This is a genomic window from Mycobacterium sp. NPDC050551 (assembly GCF_040674075.1).
Taxonomy (GTDB): Bacteria; Actinomycetota; Actinomycetes; order Mycobacteriales; family Mycobacteriaceae; genus Mycobacterium.
Window position 1 is genome coordinate 28,987 of sequence record NZ_JBFARC010000008.1, and the last position, 19,417, is coordinate 48,403.

At 70.2% G+C, this 19,417-nt stretch carries 21 protein-coding genes and 1 tRNA gene; 17 read left to right on the plus strand and 5 right to left on the minus strand.

The window, feature by feature from the left end; all coding sequences use genetic code 11:
- Positions 1 to 2 precede the first annotated feature (2 nt).
- The 13 genes from AB0K11_RS26270 to AB0K11_RS26330 all read left to right on the plus strand — a co-directional run bounded on the left by AB0K11_RS26270 (position 3) and on the right by AB0K11_RS26330 (position 11,716).
- Positions 3 to 587 (plus strand): DUF2017 domain-containing protein, encoded by a 585-nt coding sequence (locus AB0K11_RS26270; protein ID WP_364984287.1) that lies wholly within the window; start codon positions 3 to 5, stop codon positions 585 to 587.
- Positions 584 to 1,606 (plus strand): P1 family peptidase, encoded by a 1,023-nt coding sequence (locus tag AB0K11_RS26275; RefSeq protein ID WP_364984289.1) that lies wholly within the window; start codon positions 584 to 586, stop codon positions 1,604 to 1,606. Before AB0K11_RS26270 ends, AB0K11_RS26275 begins: the two co-directional genes overlap by 4 nt.
- 25 nt (positions 1,607 to 1,631) lie before the next feature.
- On the plus strand, positions 1,632 to 2,045 hold the full coding sequence (locus AB0K11_RS26280) for a M67 family metallopeptidase (protein WP_364984291.1): 414 nt from the start codon (positions 1,632 to 1,634) through the stop codon (positions 2,043 to 2,045).
- A 15-nt stretch (positions 2,046 to 2,060) separates the two neighbouring features.
- Entirely contained in the window at positions 2,061 to 2,342 is a 282-nt protein-coding gene (locus tag AB0K11_RS26285; protein WP_364984292.1) for a MoaD/ThiS family protein, read from the plus strand.
- Positions 2,339 to 3,307, plus strand: coding sequence for a cysteine synthase (locus AB0K11_RS26290; RefSeq protein ID WP_364984294.1), 969 nt, complete (start codon positions 2,339 to 2,341; stop codon positions 3,305 to 3,307). The genes AB0K11_RS26285 and AB0K11_RS26290 overlap by 4 nt, the downstream gene beginning before the upstream one ends.
- Positions 3,298 to 3,996 (plus strand): rhomboid family intramembrane serine protease, encoded by a 699-nt coding sequence (locus AB0K11_RS26295; protein WP_364984296.1) that lies wholly within the window; start codon positions 3,298 to 3,300, stop codon positions 3,994 to 3,996. Before AB0K11_RS26290 ends, AB0K11_RS26295 begins: the two co-directional genes overlap by 10 nt.
- A complete protein-coding gene (gene murI / locus AB0K11_RS26300; RefSeq protein WP_364984298.1) occupies positions 3,993 to 4,829 on the plus strand; it encodes a glutamate racemase in 837 nt (278 codons plus the stop codon). Before AB0K11_RS26295 ends, murI begins: the two co-directional genes overlap by 4 nt.
- Positions 4,830 to 4,897: 68 nt before the next feature.
- Complete coding sequence (locus AB0K11_RS26305) at positions 4,898 to 5,671, plus strand: cyclic nucleotide-degrading phosphodiesterase (protein ID WP_364984300.1); 774 nt, start codon at positions 4,898 to 4,900, stop codon at positions 5,669 to 5,671.
- Positions 5,672 to 5,701: 30 nt separating this feature from the next.
- Positions 5,702 to 6,484, plus strand: coding sequence for a ribonuclease PH (gene rph, locus AB0K11_RS26310; RefSeq protein WP_364984302.1), 783 nt, complete (start codon positions 5,702 to 5,704; stop codon positions 6,482 to 6,484).
- Between the two features lie 5 nt (positions 6,485 to 6,489).
- Complete coding sequence (rdgB, locus tag AB0K11_RS26315; protein ID WP_364984304.1) at positions 6,490 to 7,104, plus strand: RdgB/HAM1 family non-canonical purine NTP pyrophosphatase; 615 nt, start codon at positions 6,490 to 6,492, stop codon at positions 7,102 to 7,104.
- A 70-nt stretch (positions 7,105 to 7,174) separates the two neighbouring features.
- Complete coding sequence (locus tag AB0K11_RS26320) at positions 7,175 to 9,223, plus strand: TRAP transporter fused permease subunit (RefSeq protein WP_364984306.1); 2,049 nt, start codon at positions 7,175 to 7,177, stop codon at positions 9,221 to 9,223.
- Complete coding sequence (locus AB0K11_RS26325) at positions 9,220 to 10,230, plus strand: TAXI family TRAP transporter solute-binding subunit (RefSeq protein ID WP_364984308.1); 1,011 nt, start codon at positions 9,220 to 9,222, stop codon at positions 10,228 to 10,230. The genes AB0K11_RS26320 and AB0K11_RS26325 overlap by 4 nt, the downstream gene beginning before the upstream one ends.
- A 52-nt stretch (positions 10,231 to 10,282) precedes the next feature.
- Entirely contained in the window at positions 10,283 to 11,716 is a 1,434-nt protein-coding gene (locus AB0K11_RS26330) for an MFS transporter (RefSeq protein WP_364984310.1), read from the plus strand.
- Here AB0K11_RS26330 and AB0K11_RS26335 read toward each other — a convergent pair.
- Both AB0K11_RS26335 and AB0K11_RS26340 read right to left on the minus strand, forming a co-directional pair.
- The gene (locus AB0K11_RS26335) at positions 11,694 to 12,050 is read right to left on the minus strand and encodes a DUF3817 domain-containing protein (RefSeq protein WP_364984312.1); all 357 of its coding nucleotides are present in this window, start codon (positions 12,048 to 12,050) and stop codon (positions 11,694 to 11,696) included. The genes AB0K11_RS26330 and AB0K11_RS26335 overlap by 23 nt on opposite strands.
- Positions 12,047 to 12,424: a hypothetical protein gene (locus AB0K11_RS26340; RefSeq protein WP_364984314.1), complete on the minus strand. Its 378-nt coding sequence runs from the start codon at positions 12,422 to 12,424 to the stop codon at positions 12,047 to 12,049. The genes AB0K11_RS26335 and AB0K11_RS26340 overlap by 4 nt, the downstream gene beginning before the upstream one ends.
- 63 nt (positions 12,425 to 12,487) lie before the next feature.
- Between AB0K11_RS26340 and AB0K11_RS26345 the strand changes: the two genes are divergently transcribed.
- A tRNA-Leu gene (locus tag AB0K11_RS26345) sits at positions 12,488 to 12,571 on the plus strand.
- Positions 12,572 to 12,683: 112 nt separating this feature from the next.
- Here AB0K11_RS26345 and AB0K11_RS26350 read toward each other — a convergent pair.
- The 3 genes from AB0K11_RS26350 to AB0K11_RS26360 all read right to left on the minus strand — a co-directional run bounded on the left by AB0K11_RS26350 (position 12,684) and on the right by AB0K11_RS26360 (position 16,672).
- On the minus strand, positions 12,684 to 14,273 hold the full coding sequence (locus tag AB0K11_RS26350) for a sulfite reductase flavoprotein subunit alpha (protein ID WP_364984316.1): 1,590 nt from the start codon (positions 14,271 to 14,273) through the stop codon (positions 12,684 to 12,686).
- Positions 14,274 to 14,369: 96 nt separating this feature from the next.
- Positions 14,370 to 15,506, minus strand: a complete 1,137-nt coding sequence (locus AB0K11_RS26355; protein ID WP_364984318.1) for a TDT family transporter — start codon at positions 15,504 to 15,506, stop codon at positions 14,370 to 14,372.
- Positions 15,503 to 16,672: a zinc-binding dehydrogenase gene (locus AB0K11_RS26360; RefSeq protein ID WP_364984320.1), complete on the minus strand. Its 1,170-nt coding sequence runs from the start codon at positions 16,670 to 16,672 to the stop codon at positions 15,503 to 15,505. The genes AB0K11_RS26355 and AB0K11_RS26360 overlap by 4 nt, the downstream gene beginning before the upstream one ends.
- 194 nt (positions 16,673 to 16,866) lie before the next feature.
- Here AB0K11_RS26360 and AB0K11_RS26365 point away from each other — a divergent pair, with 194 nt between their 5' ends.
- The 3 genes from AB0K11_RS26365 (at position 16,867) to AB0K11_RS26375 (ending at position 19,402) form a co-directional block, all read left to right on the plus strand.
- A complete protein-coding gene (locus tag AB0K11_RS26365; protein WP_364984322.1) occupies positions 16,867 to 16,995 on the plus strand; it encodes a hypothetical protein in 129 nt (42 codons plus the stop codon).
- A 68-nt stretch (positions 16,996 to 17,063) separates the two neighbouring features.
- Complete coding sequence (locus tag AB0K11_RS26370; protein WP_364984324.1) at positions 17,064 to 18,395, plus strand: MFS transporter; 1,332 nt, start codon at positions 17,064 to 17,066, stop codon at positions 18,393 to 18,395.
- Positions 18,396 to 18,412: 17 nt separating this feature from the next.
- On the plus strand, positions 18,413 to 19,402 hold the full coding sequence (locus AB0K11_RS26375; RefSeq protein ID WP_364984326.1) for a LacI family DNA-binding transcriptional regulator: 990 nt from the start codon (positions 18,413 to 18,415) through the stop codon (positions 19,400 to 19,402).
- Positions 19,403 to 19,417 lie beyond the last annotated feature (15 nt).

The window sequence follows — 19,417 nt, forward strand, 5'->3', positions numbered from 1 at the left end:
CGGTGCGCAAATGGAAGCGGATCGACGGCGCAGGCGGCCCGCGGTTCCGGTCGGCGCTCGCCGAGCACGAGGCGGCGCTGCTGCAGAACCTGGTGACGTCCCTGCTGGGGATGCTCGAGGAGCGTGAATCCTCCTCACCCGCAGATGAACTCGAGGCGATCACCGGTATGCGCACCGGCAACTCCCAGCCGCCGCAGGACGAGACGATGAAGCGGCTGCTGCCCGACTTCTTCAAGCCGCACAACGACCACCCGGCGGGCTCCGGCACGGCCGAGAGCCTCAACAGTGCGCTGCGCAGCCTGCACGAGCCGACCATCCTCGACGCGAAAAAACAAGCGGGACAACGTCTGCTGGACACGCTGCCGGGTGGTGGCGGCAAGTTCGAACTGTCCGAGGACGACGCCGAGTCCTGGGTCGCGGCCGTCAACGACGTGCGCCTCGCGTTGGGCACCATGCTCGACATCGGTGCCGGCGGGCCCGACGAACTGCCGCCGGACCACCCCATGGCCGGCCACCTCGACGTGTACCAGTGGCTCACGGTGCTGCAGGAGTACCTGGTGCTGGCGCTGATCGGCAAGGCCAGATGAGCGGTTCGATCACCGACGTCGGCGGGATCCTGGTCGGCCATCACCACCGCATCGACGACGACGCCACGTTGGGCTCCGGCTGGGCCACCGGCACCACCGTCGTGCTCACCCCGCCCGGCACCGTCGGCGCGGTCGACGGCAGGGGCGGCGCACCCGGCACGCGGGAGACCGACCTCCTGGACCCGATGAACTCGGTGCGTCACGTGGACGCGGTGGTGCTCACCGGTGGCAGCGCCTTCGGACTCGCCGCCGCCGACGGCGTGATGACGTGGCTGGAGCAGCAGGGCCGCGGGGTGGCGCTCGACGGCGGCGTGGTGCCCATCGTGCCCGGCGCGGTCATCTTCGATCTGCCGGTCGGCGGGTGGGGCTGCAGGCCGACCGCCGACTTCGGCCACGCCGCCGCGGCCGCCGCGGGCACCGAGGTGGCGCTCGGCACCGTCGGCGCGGGCGTCGGCGCCCGCGTGGGGGTGCTCAAGGGCGGCGTCGGCACCGCGTCGACGATGCTCGATTCCGGTGTCACCGTCGGGGCGCTGGTGGTGGTCAACGCCGCAGGCGACGCCGTCGACACCGCGACGGGGCTGCCGTGGACGGCGTACCTGATCGAGGAGTTCGGGCTGCGCAGACCGCCGGCCGAGCAGATCCGTGCGTACCTGGACCGGCACGCCGAGCACAGTCCGCTCAACACCACCATCGCGGTCGTGGCCACCGACGCCGCGCTGAGCCCGGCCGGCTGCCGCCGCGTCGCCCTCGCCGCCCACGACGGGCTGGCCCGCACCCTGCGCCCGTCCCACACCCCGCACGACGGCGATACCGTGTTCGCGTTGGCCACCGGCGCCATCGAGGTCGCCCCGCCGCCGGACACCCCGGCATCGATGACGCCCGAGATGGCGTTGATCACCAGTGTCGGCGCCGCGGCGGCCGACTGCCTGGCCCGGGCTGTGCTGGTCGGTGTGCTGGCCGCCGAACCGGTGGCCGGAATACCGACATACCGGAACCTGTTGCCGGGAGCGTTCGGATGAGCAGGAGTGCGACGAGGAGGGTCCCGTGCTGACGATTCGCGCCGACCTGGTCGACGCCATGGTGGCCCACGCCCGCGCCGACCATCCCGACGAGGCGTGCGGCATCATCGCGGGCGCCGAGGGCTCGGACCGTCCGGAACGATTCGTCGCGATGCTCAACGCCGAGCGCTCGCCGACCTTCTACCGGTTCGACTCCCAGGAGCAACTGCGGGTGTGGCGGGCATTAGAAGAGGCAGGCGACGCTCCGATCGTCATCTACCACTCGCACACCGCCACCGAGGCCTACCCGAGCCGCACCGACATCTCGTACGCGTCCGAGCCGGACGCGCACTACGTGCTGGTGTCCACCCGCGACCCCGACGAACACGAGCTGCGCAGTTACCGCATCGTGGACGGCGTCGTCACCGAGGAACCCGTCACCGTCGTCGAGCAGTACTGAGAGAAAGAAACCCCGATGTCTGTCACCGTCTCGATTCCCACGATCCTGCGCACGCACACCGGCGGCGAGAAGCGCGTCACCGCGTCCGGCGCCACGCTGGCCGCCGTGATCAGCGACCTGGAGTCGAACTACTCCGGGATCTCCGACCGGCTCATCGACCCCGACAAGCCGGGCAAGCTGCACCGCTTCGTCAACATCTACGTCAACGACGAGGACGTGCGGTTCTCCGGCGGACTCGACACCAGTGTCGCCGACGGCGACTCGGTCACGATCCTGCCCGCGGTGGCAGGCGGGTGAGATACGACTCCCCGCTGGAGGCGCTCGGCAACACGCCTCTGGTCGGTCTGCAACGGCTGTCGCCGCGGTGGCACGACGACGACCAGGCCCCGCACGTGCGGCTGTGGGCCAAGCTCGAGGACCGCAATCCCACCGGCTCGATCAAGGACCGCCCTGCGCTGCGGATGATCGAGCAGGCCGAACGCGACGGCCTGCTCGCCCCCGGCGCCACCATCCTGGAACCCACCAGCGGCAACACCGGCATCTCGCTGGCGATGGCGGCGCTGCTCAAGGGCTACACGATGATCTGCGTGATGCCGGAGAACACCTCGATCGAGCGCAGGCAGCTGCTCGAGCTGTACGGCGCCCGCATCATCGACTCACCGGCCGAAGGCGGCTCGAACACCGCCGTCGCGCACGCCAAGGAGCTGGCCGCCCAGAACCCGGACTGGGTGATGCTCTACCAGTACGGCAACCCGGCGAACTCGGCCGCGCACTACGAGGGCACCGGCCCGGAGCTGCTGGCCGACCTGCCCGAGATCACCCACTTCGTGGCGGGGCTCGGCACCACCGGCACGCTCATGGGCACCGGCCGCTACCTGCGCGAGCAGGTGCCCGACATCGCCATCGTGGCCGCCGAACCCCGTTACGGCGAGGGCGTGTACGCGCTGCGCAACATCGACGAGGGCTTCATCCCCGAGCTCTACGACCCTGATGTGCTCACCAGCCGGTTCTCCGTCGGGTCCTTCGACGCGATCCGGCGGACCCGCGAGCTGGTGCAGATCGAGGGCATCTTCGCCGGCATCTCGACCGGGGCGATCCTGCACGCCGCCCTGGGGGTGGCGGCCAAGGCGGTGGCCGCCGGACAGCGCGCCGACATCGCGTTCGTGGTGTGCGATGCCGGCTGGAAGTATCTGTCCACCGGCGCATACGCCGGTAGCCTGGATGACGCCGAGGACGCGCTGGAAGGGCAGCTATGGGCATGAGCGGGTACGGCGGTGGCAGGGGATACGCCGCCGGGCAACCGCCGAAGCCGAAGAAGCGGCCTGCCTGGCTCGTCGGCGGCGTCACGGTGCTCAGCTTCGTGGCGCTGCTCTACGTCATCGAGATCTGGGACAACATCACCGGGCACCGCCTGGACGACAACGGGATCCGGCCGCTCGAGTCCGACGGGCTCTGGGGCATCGTGTTCGCGCCGATGCTGCACTCGAACTGGGACCACCTGATCGCCAACACCATTCCGGCGCTCGTGCTCGGTTTCCTGATGACGCTCGCCGGGCTGTCGCGGTTCATCTACGCGACGGCGATCGTGTGGATCCTCGGCGGCTTCGGCACCTGGCTGATCGGCAACATCGGCGCGCACTGCCCGTACGTCGGCGTGCGCTGCGAGACCAATCACATCGGCGCGTCCGGCCTGATTTTCGGGTGGCTGGCGTTCCTCATCGTGTTCGGCTTCTTCACCCGCAAGGTGTGGGAGATCGTGGTCGGCGTCGTCGTGCTGTTCGTCTACGGCGGCGTGTTGCTCGGGGTGCTGCCCGGCACCCCGGGAGTCTCGTGGCAGGGCCATCTGTGCGGCGCCGTGGCAGGCGTCGTCGCGGCGTACCTGCTGTCGAAACCGGAACGCGCGGCGCGCGAGCGTCGCAAGACCCCGGCGAACCCCTACCTCACCTCGTGACGGATGTCAGCGCTCCCGTCGGCATCTTCGACTCCGGCGTCGGCGGTCTCACCGTCGCGCGGGCGATCATCGACCAGCTGCCCGACGAGAACATCGTCTACGTCGGCGACACCGGCAACGGTCCCTACGGCCCGCTGACCGTTCCCGAGATCCGGGCGCACGCGCTCGCCATCGGCGACGACCTCGTCGCCCGCGGCGTCAAGGCGCTCGTGATCGCCTGCAACACCGCGTCGTCGGCGTGCCTGGCCGACGCCCGCGAACGCTACGCACCCGTGCCCGTCGTCGAGGTGATCCGGCCCGCGGTGCGGCGTGCGGCGGCCGCGACCCGCAACGGCCACATCGGGGTGATCGGCACCGCGGCGACCGTCGCCTCCGGCGCCTACCAGGACGCGTTCGCCGCCGCCCGCGACACCGTCGTCACCGCCGTCGCCTGCCCCCGGTTCGTCGACTTCGTCGAGCGCGGGGTGACCAGTGGCCGACAGGTGCTCGGCCTGGCCGAGGGATACCTCGAGCCGCTGCAGCGCGCCGGGGTGGACACCCTGGTGCTGGGCTGCACGCACTACCCGATGCTGTCCGGGCTCATCCAGCTCGCGATGGGCGACGAGGTCACGCTGGTGTCCAGCGCCGAGGAGACCGCCAAGGATCTGCTGCGCGTGCTCACCGAACGCGATCTGCTGCGCCCGCACCCCGACGATCCCGTCGCCGAACCGCCGGTGCGCAGCTTCGAGGCGACTGGGGATCCCGACGCGTTCACCGCCCTCGCGGCCCGTTTTCTGGGGCCCGGACTCGACGGTGTGCGGCCCGTTCGTCGTCACGCCGACGTGAGGATGTGACGGATGATGATCGGCCGGAGCGAAAGCGGTGATGTTTTCGTCCTCGGCGCATCGGGCATGGCAAGCTAGTGGGCGTGCGAATCACCGTGCTCGGTTGCTCCGGTAGCGTTACCGGGCCTGATTCGCCGGCGTCCGGGTACCTGCTCACCGCGCCCGACACCCCGCCACTGGTGATCGACTTCGGCGGTGGCGTGCTGGGCGCCCTGCAGCGCTACGCCGACCCCAACGACGTTCAGGTGTTGCTGTCGCACCTGCACGCCGACCACTGTCTCGACCTGCCCGGGCTGTTCGTCTGGCGCCGGTACGGCCCGACGCCCGCCCCCGCCCGCGGGGTGATGTACGGCCCGGCCAACACCTGGGCCCGGCTCGGCGCCGCGTCGTCTCCCGAGGGCGGCGAGATCGACGACTTCTCCGACATCTTCGACGTCCGCCCCTGGGTCGACGGCCAGGCCGTGAACATCGGCTCCCTGAACGTCCTGCCCCGGCTGGTGTGCCACCCGACGGAGTCCTACGGCATGCGGTTCACCGACCCGTCCGGCGCCTCGTTCGTCTACAGCGGGGACACCGGCGTGTGTGATGCGCTCGTCGATCTGGCGCGCGGCGCGGACGTGTTCCTGTGCGAGGCGTCCTGGACACATTCGCCCGACCGGCCACCGAAACTGCACCTGTCCGGAACCGAGGCCGGTCAGATGGCGGCCGCGGCCGGAGTGTCGGAACTGCTGCTCACCCACATCCCGCCGTGGACCTCGCGCGAAGACGTGATCAGCGAAGCCAAGGCCGAGTTCGACGGCCCGGTGCACGCGGTGGTCTGCGGCGAGACGTTCGACGTCCCGCGCCGCTGAATCGCCCCGCCCACCGGTTAGGGTTGGCGCGTGTCCAGACGAGAAGACGGCCGCCTCGACGACGAACTGCGGCCCGTCGTGATCACCCGCGGTTTCACCACCCATCCGGCGGGCTCGGTACTGGTGGAGTTCGGCCAGACCCGGGTCATGTGCACCGCCAGCGTCACCGAGGGCGTGCCGCGGTGGCGCAAGGGCTCCGGCCAGGGCTGGCTCACCGCCGAGTACGCGATGCTGCCCGCCGCCACCCATGACCGCTCGGATCGCGAGTCGGTCAAGGGCCGGGTCGGCGGACGAACGCAGGAGATCAGCAGGCTCATCGGCCGGTCGCTGCGGGCCTGCATCGACCTCAACGCCCTCGGCGAGAACACCATCGCCATCGATTGCGACGTGCTGCAGGCCGACGGCGGCACCCGCACGGCGGCGATCACCGGCGCCTACGTCGCGCTCGCGGATGCGGTGACCTACCTCGCGGCCGCCGACAAACTCTCCGACCCGCGCCCGCTGTCGTGCGCGATCGCCGCGGTCAGCGTCGGCGTCGTCGACGGCCGGGTGCGCGTCGACCTGCCCTACACCGAGGACTCCCGCGCCGAGGTGGACATGAACGTCGTCGCCACCGACACCGGCACGCTGGTCGAGGTCCAGGGCACGGGGGAGGGCGCGACCTTCCCGCGCTCGACGCTGGACAAGCTCCTCGACGTCGCGCTCGCCGCCTGCGAGCAGTTGTTCGTCGTGCAGCGCGAGGCGCTCGAGCTGCCCTACCCGGGCGTGCTGCCGGAGCCGGCGTCGCCGCCGAAGAAGGCGTTCGGCAGCTGATCGCCGTGGTCGACGTCCTGGTCGCCACGCGCAACCCCAAGAAGCTGGCCGAACTCCGTCGCGTCCTCGACACCGCAGGGGTGTCGGGGCTGGAGCTGCGCTCACTCGACGACGTGGCGCCCTTCGACGAGGCGCCCGAGACTGGCGCCACGTTCGAGGAGAACGCCGTCGCCAAGGCCCGCGACGCGTGGCGGGCCAGCGGACTGCCCGCGGTCGCCGACGATTCCGGCCTGGCGGTGGACGCGCTGAACGGCATGCCCGGGGTGTTGTCGGCACGCTGGTCCGGCACCCACGGCGAGGACGACGAGAACACCGCGCTGCTGCTGGCCCAGATGCACGACGTACCCGACGAGCGGCGCGGCGCGGCATTCGTGTCGGCGTGCGCGCTGGTCGTCGGCCCGGACCGGGAGCACACCACCGTCGTGCGCGGTGAGTGGCGGGGTCACATCGTCCGGGCGCCGCGCGGTGGCGGCGGATTCGGCTACGACCCGGTGTTCCTCCCAGACGGAAACGACCGCACCGCAGCAGAACTCAGCCCCGCCGAGAAGGATGCGGCCTCGCACCGCGGCCGCGCTCTGGCGCAGCTGATCCCGGCGCTACGGGCGCTCACCGGGGGCTGACCCCGAACAATCGCGCGGACTCACCGCAATCAGCCACGAACGCAGGCGCTGCGGCATAACGTCTCTCTCGATGGAGAGGTCAACGCCGCCAGAGCCCGGCCCCTCGACGTCGGTTGCCACGGCGCCGTCGACCGCACCGCCGTCGGCGGCCCTCACCGACATCCCGCAGACCGACGACCAGGAGCGCCCGGGTCGTCAGCTCAGCGGCTGGGTGGACCGCGCGGTCACCGTGGTCGCCTTCGCGGTGGCGATCCTGACGATCTGGCAGGTGTTCCGTCCGCTGCCCCAGGGCAGCCAGTACTACCTGATCATCTTCCTGGCCGGCACCCTGCCGCTGGTGTATCTGGTCTACCGGTCGGGGCTGCCCCGCATCGATCCCGAGGACCGGCCCGGTGCCCTCGACTGGGTGCTGGCCCTGCTCACCCTGCTCGTGTGTCTCTACCCGGTGCTGCCGATGGCGCTGGGCTCGGGCGGTGGCGGATACAACGCGTTTCTGGACCGGCAGGGCCTGCTCGAACCCACCGATGTGGTGATGGGCGCGCTGCTCCTGGTGCTCATCCTCGAGGCCTGCAGGCGCACCACGGGGTGGGCGTTGCCGATCGTGTGCGCGGTGTTCCTCGCCTACGGGTACTACGGCGGACTGCTGCCGCAGGGCTGGGACATCGCGCACGCCGGACTGGATTTCGATCAGATCATCGACGCGCTGTACAACTCGGGCAGCGGATTCTTCGGCACCCCGCTGGACGTGGCCGCCACCTACATCGTGCTGTTCACCATCTACGGCGCGGTGCTCGAACGGTCCGGTGCGGCGCGGTTCTTCGTCGACCTGTCGGTGGCCGCGTTCCGCCGCTCGCGCAGCGCGGCCGGCCGCACGACCGTGGCGTCGGGCTTCCTGCTCGGCACGGTCTCCGGGTCGGGCACCGCGACGGCCGTCAGCACCGGTGCGGTCACCTGGCCCATCATGAAGCAGGCCGGTTACACCCCCGAGCGCGCGGGCGGCGTGCTCGCGGCGGCCGGCGTCGGAGCGCTGCTGTCGCCGCCGACTCTGGGCGCGGCGGCGTTCATCGTCGCCGAGTATCTCGAGGTCTCCTACCTCACGGTGCTGGGCTGGGCCACCATCCCGACGCTGCTGTACTACCTCGGCATCCTGCTGGCCGTCGAGATGGACGCCCGCCGGTTCGGCGTGCGGCCCGCCGAGTTCGAAGCGCAGTCGGCGTGGAAGTTGTTGCTGCGCTTCGGCTATCACTTCTCGTCCCTGATCGCGATCGTCGTGCTGCTGGCGTTGGGGGTGAGCGCCACCCGGGCCGTGGTGTACGCCACGCTGCTGGCCTTCGCACTGTCGTTCCTCGACCGCAGACACCGTCTGACGCCGCACCGGACGTTCGACGCGCTGGCGTCCGGCGTGCGCGGTGTGCTGCCCGTCGTCGCGGTCTGCGCGGCGGCCGGGGTCATCACCGCGATGACGACCAAGACCGGACTCGGCGCCCAGTTCTCGTCTGTGCTGGTGCGCGGTGTCGACGCGATCACCGACAACCGCACCCTGATGCTCGCGTTGACGGCGGTCTTCGCCGCGGTCGCGCTGGCCGTACTGGGCCTGGCGATCCCGGTGACGGCGTCGTTCGTGATCGGCTGGGTGATCATCGGGCCCGCGCTGCTCGAACTCGACGTGCCCGCGCCCGCGGCGGCGATGTTCGTCTTCTACTACTCGGTGCTCTCGGAGATCACCCCGCCCACGGCCCTTGCGGCGGTGGGCGCGTCGGCGGTGACGGGCGGGAAGGCCATCCCGACGATGTGGCACACGCTGCGCTACGGCCTGCCTGCGTTCCTGGTGCCGATCGCGTTCGTGGTCACCGGTCCGGGTGAACACCTGCTGGGTCGCGGTTCGGTCATCGGTGTGGTGTGGGTGACCGCGGCGGCGTGCGCCGGCATCGCGGCGCTGTCGATCGCCGTCGGCGGGTGGGTGTTCGGCGTCGGGGAGGCCAACCGCGTCTCCCGGGTGTTCGCCGCCGTATCGGCCCTGCTCTTGCTGTTCCTCGATCCCGTCACCATCGTGGCGGGACTGGCGTGCCTGCTCGTGGCGGTCGCGCTGGCCATCATCGACAAGAGGAGACGAGAATGAGACGTGCGATCGCGGTGGGCGCGGGACTGCTCATGGTCGGTGCGGCGATCACCGGATGTGGTGGTCGCCAGGACAAACCGGCCGCCGACACCGGCGGTGAGGTGACCTGCGAGGTCTCCGGCGACACCCGGATCGCGATCGCGACCGGTAACGCCACCGGCGTCTACTTCTCGCTGGGAAACGCCTATGCAGAACAGATCTCGTCGGCCACCGACGGCAAGGTCAAGGCCACCGCGGCTGAGACCGGCGCCTCGGTGCAGAACATCCAGCAGCTCGTCGGCGGCGCGTACCAGGTGGCGTTCTCTCTGGCCGACACCGCATCGGACGCCGTCGAGGGCAAGGGCGGCTTCGACGGCGAGAAGCAACCCATCCAGGCGATCTCACGGCTCTACCCGAACTACACGCAGGTGGTGGTCCGGTCCGATGCGGGCATCAAGTCGATCGCCGACATGCGCGGCAAGCGCGTCTCGACGGGCTCGCCCGGTTCGGGCACCGAGGTGATCGCCAACAGGCTGATCGAGTCGGCCGGGCTGAATCCGCAGAGTGACGTCGCCGCGCAACGACTCGACCTGACCAAGACGGTCGACGGCATGAAGGACGGTTCGATCGACGCGATGTTCTGGTCGGGCGGACTGCCGACGCCGGGCATCACCGACCTGTTCACCACGCGGCGCGACGCCGTGACGTTCCTCGACATCACCCCGCAGCTGTCCAAGATGCAGGAGATCAGCCCGGTCTACGAGGAGGGCGTCATCCCCTCGGCGACCTACGGCACCCCGGCCGATGCGAAGACCATCGTGGTGCCCAACCTGCTGCTGGTGCGCGACGACATCGACGCCAACCTCGCGTGCGTGCTGACCAAGACGCTGTTCGACCGCAAGCCGCAGCTGGAGCAGGCGGTCGGCGCGGCGAAGGGCATCAAGGTCGAGTCGGCACGTGACACGAGCCCGGTGCCGTTGAACCGCGGAGCGGAGAAGGCGCTGGGGGAGCTCGCGCCGTCGCAATGAGACGGACACCGCCGGGGTTTGCATAGACGACCTAAGGGGTAGCATCCCCGGCGTGCGTCGTCATCCCGGGATCATCGTCGCGGTGCTGGCGGCCGCGGGCATCAGCGTGTCGCTGATGCAGACACTCGTGATCCCGTTGATCCCCGAACTGCCCACGCTGCTGGACACCAGCGCGTCCAACGCGTCGTGGGCGATCACCGCCACCCTGCTGACGGCGGCGGTCGCCACCCCGGTGTTCGGCCGGCTCGGCGACATGCACGGGCCCAAGCCGATTCTCATCATCTGCACGGTGCTGCTGACCATCGGCTCGCTGATCGCCGCCCTGAGCAGTTCGCTGCTGCTGATGGTGGTGGGCCGCGCCCTGCAGGGCTTCGGCATGCCCATCATCCCGCTGGGCATCAGCGTGCTGCGGGCGTCGGTGCCCGCGCACCGCGTCGGCACCGCCATGGGATTGATGAGCGCCTCGCTGGGCGTCGGCGGCGCCCTGGGGTTGCCGCTGTCGGCCGTCATCGCCGACAGCTTCGACTGGCACGCGTTGTTCTGGTTCGCCGCGGCGCTGGGCACTCTGTCCGGGCTGCTGTTCGCGGCGCTGGTGCCGCGCATCCCGTCGGCGTCGGCCGACCGCTTCGACGGACCCGGCGCGGTGGGACTGGCGGCCGGCCTGGTGCTGCTGCTGCTCGGCATCTCCAAGGGCGGCGGCTGGGGGTGGACGAGCGTGACGACGCTGGGCATGTTCGCCGGGTCGGCGGTGGTGCTCGCGGTGTTCGGCTGGTGGCAGTTGCGCACCCCGATGCCGCTCGTGGACCTGCGGACCACGGTGCGCAGGCCGGTGCTGACCACCAATCTGGCGTCGGTCGCGGTGGGGTTCGCGCTGTTCGCCATGTCACTGATCGGGCCGCAGGTGCTCGAACTGCCCGCGTCGACCGGCTACGGCCTCGGCCAGAGCATGCTGCACACCGGATTGTGGTTGGCGCCAGGCGGTCTGGCGATGATGGTGTCGGCGCCCGTCGCCGCGCGGATCGCGGCGGTGCGCGGCCCCAGGTTCACCCTGGTGATCGGCGGAGCGGTGGTGTCGGCGTCGTACCTGTCCGGGCTCGCGCTGATCCAGAGTCCATGGCAGGTCATGGTGTTCAACGTGCTGGTCAGTATCGGGGTGGGACTGGCGTTCGCGAGCCTGCCCGCGTTGATCAACGCCGCGGTGCCGATGTCGGAGACCGCGGCGGCCAACGGCATCAACGCCTTGGCCCGCGCGCTCGGCACGTCGATCTCGAGCGCCGTGATCGGCGCGATCCTCGCCGGGATGTCGGTGACGGTCGGCGGTGCGGTCTTCCCGACGCTGAACGCGTTGCGGATCGCGCTGGTGGTGGCCGCGGGTGCGGCGGCCCTGGCGACGGTGATGGCGCTGCTGATCCCGGCGCGCGAGGACGTCGTCGCGGACGACGCCGAGACGGCGCCCGCCGGGGCTACAGCCCGAACCGCGCCTTGATGTCGCGGGTCTGGAAGTGCTCGACGACGATGCCGAGCAGGGGAATGGTGCCTGCCAGCAGCACGCCGATGGTCTTGCCGATCGGCCAGCGCACCTTGACCGCGAGGTTGGCGGCGAACAGCAGGTAGACGAAGTACACCCAGCCGTGCACGACGGCGATCCAGCTCAGCGAGTCGTTGTCGAACGCGTACTTCATCACCATCTCGTAGCAGAGCGCGATCAGCCAGATGCCGGTCGTCCAGGCCAGCACGCGGTAGCCGAGCAGCGCCTTGCGGATCGTCTCGGTGCTCACGCCGACGGGCGTGGGGGCCTGCGGTGTCTCGGGCGCGGTCATGGCTTGGTCCTGCCTTCGTTGTCGTTCTGGGCGAGTTCGGCCAGATAGGCGTTGTACTCGCGCAGCGTCGGATCGTCGTCGTCGGGGGCGGCGGCCGCCGCGGGCCGTTCGGGGAGCAGGCCGGCGGGAATCTCGGTGACGTCGTCGCTGCGGGCCGGTTCGGGTGGCGCGTCCTCGTAGCGGACGAACTTGTAGTACGCGTAGACGCAGAAGCCGGCGAACATCGGCCACTGCAGCGCATAGCCGAGGTTCTGGAACGAACCGGATGCCGACTCGTAGCGGGTCCACTGCCACCACGCCAGGGCGAGGCAGCCTGCGGCGCCGAGGATCACCAGCGCGACGAGCGCCGGTCTCCTACGCCGTGTAGTGGACATGGGTCAACGGTACCGCGCGGCCGTCGCCGAACCGAGTCGCCGTCCGACTACGATTGACGAGTCGCGGGCGTGGCGCAATTGGCTGACGCGCCGGCTTTAGGTGCCGGTGTTCGAGAGAACGTGTGGGTTCGAGTCCCACCGCCCGCACTCATATCTCTGCAGCAGTACACGGGTGGCACCACCATCCCCGCGCGTCAACATAAGTTGACGCGAGCAGGTGCTTACACGCCCGAGGCAGCGCAACCGACACCGCCCGCACTCAGTACACGTCACGTACGTAGCGGTGGCTGCGGATCAGTTCGTTGACATAGGCGTGGGCGTCGTCGGCCGACTTGCCGCCCGCGGTCGCGACGACGTCGTGCAGTGCGCGGTCGACGTCGCGGGCCATGTGGTCGGCGTCGCCGCAGACGTAGAAGTACGCGCCGTCCTCCAGCCACGCGTACAGCTCCGCGGCGCCGGCCAGCATGTGGTGCTGCACATAATCCTTGGCGCGGCCTTCGTCGCCTCCGTCCCGGGAGAACGCCAGATCCAGCCGGCTCAGCACGCCCGCATCGAGGAAGCCCTGCAACTCGTCGCCGTAGAGGAAATCGGTCGCGCGCCTGCGGTCACCGAAGAACAGCCACGACTTCCCGTCCGCCCCGGTGGCCCGGCGCTCCTGCAGGAAGGCGCGGAACGGCGCGATGCCGGTGCCCGGCCCGACCATGATGATCGGCACGTCCGGGGCGGGCAGCCGGAAGTGGTGATTGGGCCGCGGGTGCACCCGGACGGTGTGGCACCGGTCGGCCAGGTAGGTCGACGCGACGCCGCCGCGGCGACGGTCGCGTACCGCGTGCCGCACGGTGGCCACCGTGAGGTGCACCCGGTTCGGGTGCTCCAGCGGACTGGACGCGATCGAATAGTCGCGGAACTGCAACGGCCGCAACGTGTCCAGCACCTCGTCGACGTCCAGGTCCGCCATGTCGATCAGGTCGAGCACGTCGACGTCGGCCGGCGTGTCCCCGATGCGGGACGCGACGAGATCGCGCAGTGCCCGCGACGGTGTCCGGATCTCGAAGTGCTCGCCGAGCAGTTCGTCGAGTGTCAGGTCGTGGCCGTCGACCTCGTGATCCACCCCGACTCCGAGCCGGCTGAGCATCGCCTGCACCAGCGCCGGATCGTTGACGGGATGTACGGCGATCGAATCGCCTGCCGCGTAGGTGATCCCGGAGTCGCCGAGGTCGATCTCGAAGTGGCACACCTCCTTGTCCGACGCGGCGGCGTTGAGCCTGCGGTTGACGACCAGTCGGGCGGCATACGGGTTGTGGTGGGTCCACGGGCACGGTGCGGGCGCGTCGGCCTCCTGCGTCGCGACGGCGACGACGCTCGGCGCGACGTCTCCGGTCCCCGCACGGGCCGCCTCCAGCAGCTTGACCATGTCCGGGATCCACGCCTCGGACTCCGACTCGTAGTAGCCGTCGCAGTCGACACGGTCGGCGACGCGAGTCGCACCCAGTTCGGCCAGCCGCTCGTCGATAATCTTGCCTGCGTTGCAGAACAGGTCGTAACCGCTGTCGCCGAGGGCGAACACCGCGAAGTCGAGGTGGTCGAGCCGGGCGGCGTCCTGCGCGCTCAGCATCTCCCAGAACAGGGTGCCGTTGTCCGGCAACTCGCCGTCACCCCATGTCGATGCGACGACGATGAAATGAGTGGCGCCGCGCAGGTCGTCGTAGCCGATGTCGTTCAGCTCGGTCTCGGTCACGTCGATGCCGACCTCTTTGAGCGCCGTGGCGAGCTGGTAGGCGACGTACTCGGCCGACCCCATGTCACTGGCGTAGCCGATCACCAGTGAGAACTCCGACTGGTCGGACACCGGTTGTCTCCCCTCGCTTCCCCGCAGCGCACGCGGGCGATCCAAATTAGGGTCACCTTACTTGGCTTCGAGGATCTGTTGGGACGGCCCCGTCGCTCAGCGGGCGGGATCCTTGCGGGCTCGTATCGGGCCGGGGTTCAGTGGCGGGTGCAGCAGGTCGCCGCGTGCGCTGCCCAGCGCGGTCCGCACCGCCACCAGCAGCCAGGTGCACAGCAGGCCCGCATAGGCGAGCGCCGCCGCGACGCGCAGCGCCGGCAGGCCCGTGTGCAGGGCCAGCTGCGAGGTGCCGGTGACGAAGGTGCCGACCGGGAACGTCAGGCTCCACCACGTCAGGGCGAACGGCATCCCGCGCCGCAGTGTCCGCAGCGTCAGGGACGTGGCCAGGGCCACCCACAGCAGCCCGAACCCCCACATTGGCACGCCGAACAGGATCGCGAGCACGTTGAACGCCTGCGCGATCGGCGCGTCCACCGCGAGGTGGGCCTGCGCGCCGAGCGTGCCTGCCGCGGTGATGGACTGGCCGACCGGGCCGAGCACGATCCACAGCGTCGGCACCCGTGTGGTGCCCGACGTGCCGTAGTGGGTCAGCCTGCTCCAGATCATCGTGATGATGATCAGCGCGGCCACCAGCGACATGCCGAACATCGCGTAGCAGGCGTAGAGCATGCTGGCCCGTCCGGCGCCGGGCGCCATGTGCGGGATGAGCAGCGCACCGGTCGCCGCCGACACCATCGGCGGGACCACCGGCATCAGCCACCCGCCGAATGCGGCGTCCGGTTCCACCTCGTGCTGAGTGAACATCAGGAACGGGATCGTGACGGCGGTGTACAGCCCGCCCGCGGTGCCGACGGACCACAGCAGCCAGTCGATGTCGACGGCCAGGTCCGTGCCGATCAGATCGGCGCCGACGAGCAGGGTGCCTGCGCCCACGGTGAGGAAGGCCATCGGTGCGGCGCCGTAGAAGTGGATCATCTGCGGGTTGCGGGCATGACCGCGCGCGACGGTCGGGTGCCGCGCCCAGTTCAGCGTCACCGCGACCACGAGCACCAGCAGCAGCGCGGCGGCGAACACCCAGACGCCCTGGGCGAAAACGCGCAGTCCGGGGAGATGCACGGGCAGCGTCGCCGCGGCCGTCGCGACGATGCCGGTGCCCATCACCGACGCGAACCAATTCGGGCCGAGGCTGCCGACCACCTCGCCGGCGACCCCGGTGGGTGCCGGCGTGCCGGTCACGCCGTGGCCACCGGCGCCGTCGCGCTGCTGGCGGGGTCGATGAGGATCTTGGCGTGCGCCTCGGGATCACCGAGTGCGTCGAACGCGGCGGCCACGCCGTCGAGACCCACGGTGCCGGTCACCAGGGCCGACGCGTCGACCTTGCCGTCGGCGAGCAGGTGCAGGGTGTCGCGGAACTCCAGCGGGGTGTAACCGAACACGAAGCGCAGGTCGATCTCCTTGGCGATGCCCATCGACGGCCGCAGCGTGTCCTCGCCCATGCACACGCCGACGACGATGACCCGCGACTGCAGCGGCGCGCCGGCAAGAGCGCCGTCGATCATGCCGGGGACGCCGACACATTCGAAGACGACCGGCCTCTTCGGGCCCGCGGCGCCCAGCGCGTCGGCCGCTCGGTAGAGGTGCGACCAGCCCGGGAGCCGTCGCAGCTTCTCCATCGACGACATCCCGAGTTCGTACAGGGCGGGCGCCTCGGTGATCGCGCCCTTCTGCGAGGCGGCGGAGTACGGCGAATCGACCGCGGGGTCCACCACCACGTCGGCGCCACAGCGGGTGGCCAGCGCCCGGCGACCGGGGGAGAAGTCGCTGGCGACGATCTTGGATACGCCGAGTGCTTTGAGATGGCAGACGACCGCGAGCCCGACCGGCCCGCAGCCCAGCACGATGGCGGTGTCGCGCTTGCCGATCTCACTGCGTCGCACGGCGTGCAGGGCCACCGCCATCGGCTCGGTCAACGCGGCGATGTCGGGCGCGAGCCCGTTCGGCACGATGAAGCTCATCGCCGCCTCGACCACCACCTGTTCGGCGTAGCCGCCCGGCGCCTTCGGCGAAAGGCCGGTGAGGTGGACGCCGCCGTGGGTGCGGAGCAACGGGAACGACACCACGGTGGCGCCCGCCTTGAACTCCTTCGCGGTGCGGCGGCCGCGTTCGGCGACGGTGCCGCAGAACTCGTGGCCCATCACCACGGGAGTGTCGCTGCGCATGAAGTCCCGGTAGCCGACCTCGTTCATCACCCCGACCAGCTCGTCGGCGTGGTGGCGGGCATGCAGATCGGAACCGCAGATGCCGCAGCGCGTGACGTCGAGCACCAACTGGCCGTCGGCGGGCCGCGGGTCGGTCAACTCGACGACCTCCAGCGCGCCGGCCCGACAACTCACGGCTTTCATCGCACACCTGACATGTGAGCAGTATGCAACCCGGCGGGCCCGATGTGACGCGATCGTGTGGCCTGCCTCCAGATCGGTTGCCGCAGTGCGCAACGTCACCGCTGCCGTGACCGACCTCACCGCGTTCCGCGACGTCAGCGCAGGTGCGGCGACGTTGGATGGAGTGGACAAGCAACGGCAGACAGGGAGAGGCGATGAAGCGGCAACTGATGCGACTGCGGTCGTACGCGGAGATGGTGTCCGACGTGAAGGCGATCAGCGAGGCCCTGGACAAGCGCCGGATCACGGCATCCGAGGCGTCGGAGGCGATCAGCCGGCTCTGACCGGTGCGGTACGTCGGGCCTGAACCACGACTTATGCGGGTAAGTGCGGTGTAGGCTCCCGTCTCGCCATGGACAGCCAGCCCGCCCCCGTCCGCCAGGCCGACGCCGCCGCGGTGCGCAAGGCCGTCACCGGCGCGTCGATCGGCAATGCCGTCGAGTGGTTCGACTTCGCGATCTACGGCTTCCTGGCGACGTTCATCGCGGCGAACTTCTTCCCGTCCGGCGACGACACCGCCGCCCTGCTGAAGACGTTCGCGATCTTCGCGGCGGCGTTCTTCATGCGGCCGCTCGGCGGATTCGTGTTCGGGCCTCTGGGGGACCGTCTCGGCAGGCAACGCGTGCTGGCCCTGGTGATCCTGTTGATGTCGGCCGCCACACTGGGGATCGGTCTGCTGCCCACCTATTCGACGATCGGCGTGGCGGCCCCGGTGCTGCTCCTGGTTCTGCGCTGTCTGCAGGGCTTCTCCGCCGGCGGCGAATACGGCGGTGGCGCAGTCTATCTCGCCGAATACGCCCAAGATCGCCGGCGCGGGCTGACCGTGACGTTCATCGCCTGGTCCGGCGTGCTGGGCTTCCTGCTCGGCTCGATCACCGTCACCGTCCTGCAGGCGACGCTGTCCACCGCGGCGATGGAGAGCTACGGCTGGCGCATCCCGTTCCTGATCGCCGCACCACTCGGCCTGGTCGGCCTGTACATCCGGCTCAAGCTGGACGACACCCCGCAGTTCGAGGCGCTCAGCGCATCCGACGACGTCGCCGCCTCACCTCTTCGCGAGGCCGCCACCACGGCGTTGCGGCCCATCCTGCAGGTGATCGGGCTGTTCGTCGTCTTCAACATCGGCTACTACGTAGTGTTCACGGTCCTGCCGACCTACATGATCAGCACCCTGCAGCTCAGCAGGACCGTGTCGTTCGTCTCGGTCACGCTCGCCAGCCTGGTCGCGCTGGTGCTGATCCTGCCGCTGGCCGCGCTGTCGGACCGGATCGGCCGCAGGCCGCTGCTGATCGCAGGCGCGGTGGCGTTCGCGGTGGGGGCGTATCCGCTGTTCCTGCTGCTGAACTCGGGCTCGGTGGTCGCCGCCGTCGTGGCGCACTGCCTGCTCGCGGCGATCGAGTCGGTCTACGTCGCCGCGGCGGTGACCGCGGGGGTCGAACTGTTCGCGACGCGGGTCCGCTACAGCGGCTTCTCGATCGGCTACAACATCTCGGTCGCCGTGTTCGGCGGCACCACGCCCTACGTCGTCACCTGGCTGATCAGTGAGACCGGGAACAACCTCACCCCGGCGGTCTACCTGGTCGTCGCGGCCGTGGTGTCGGTGGCGACCCTGTTCACGCTGCGTGAGTCCGCCGGCCGCCCACTGGCCGGCGGCCTGCCCGAGGCCCGTCCGTCCGCGGCCTGACGTGCGACGATGACGCGGTGGCAGTGAGGGGGGCGGCGAGGCCGACCAAGGCCGACGTGGCGCGGCTCGCGAACGTCTCGACGGCCACGGTCAGCTACGTGCTCAACAACGTGGAGGGTCAGCGGATCTCGCCGCAGACCCGGGCCGCCGTCCGCGACGCGGCCGACCGGCTCGGCTACCGGCCCAATCTGGCAGCCCGCAACCTCGCCGTCGGTGGCAGCGGTGTGGTGCTCTACATCGTCCCGCGCATCGCGCTGGGCGAACTGCCCATGGAGGTCGGCAGCCGGTTGACCACCGCGTTGGCGCGGCACGGCATCGTGTTGTCACTGCAGTTCGAGACCGACGACGACCACAACGTGATCGACGCCGTCAACGATCTCAATCCTGCTGCCGTCACCAGCGTGTTCCCGCTCACCGGTGCGGCGCTGGCGACGGTCAGCGCCCGCGGCATACCCCAGATCCACCTCGGCAGCGCCCAACTGCGCGCGATGGGCGCGCTGCACCTGTCCATCGGCGAGCTGCGGATCAGCCACCTCACCGAACGCGGGCACCGCCGGATCGCCTTCGCCTACTCCGACATCGACCGCCTGCGTCCGCTGGGGGACTACTGGCTGGAGGGGTTGCGCGTCGCGGCCCGTGCCCGAGCCGTGCCCGAGCTCGAGGTCGCCACCTTCGCCACCGACGGCTCCGGCGCGGCCGAGCTGGTGCGCACGCTGGTCGACGACGGAGTGACCGCGGTCTGCGCCCAGAGCGACGAGACGGCCTTCGTGGTGCTGCACGGGCTGCGCCAGGCCGGCCTGCGCTGCCCCGAGGACCTGGCCGTGATGGGCGTCGACGCCCGCCCGCTCGGCGCGGTGAGCGGACCGCCGCTGACCTCGGTGGGTTTCGACGCCCGGGTGATCGTCGAGGTGTCCGTCGCCGCGATGATGGCCGAGCTCGGCTACCCCACCGAACACGACCCGGGCATCGAGCACGTGGCCACGCTGATCCAACGCGAATCGACCTGATCACTAAGCCGACCG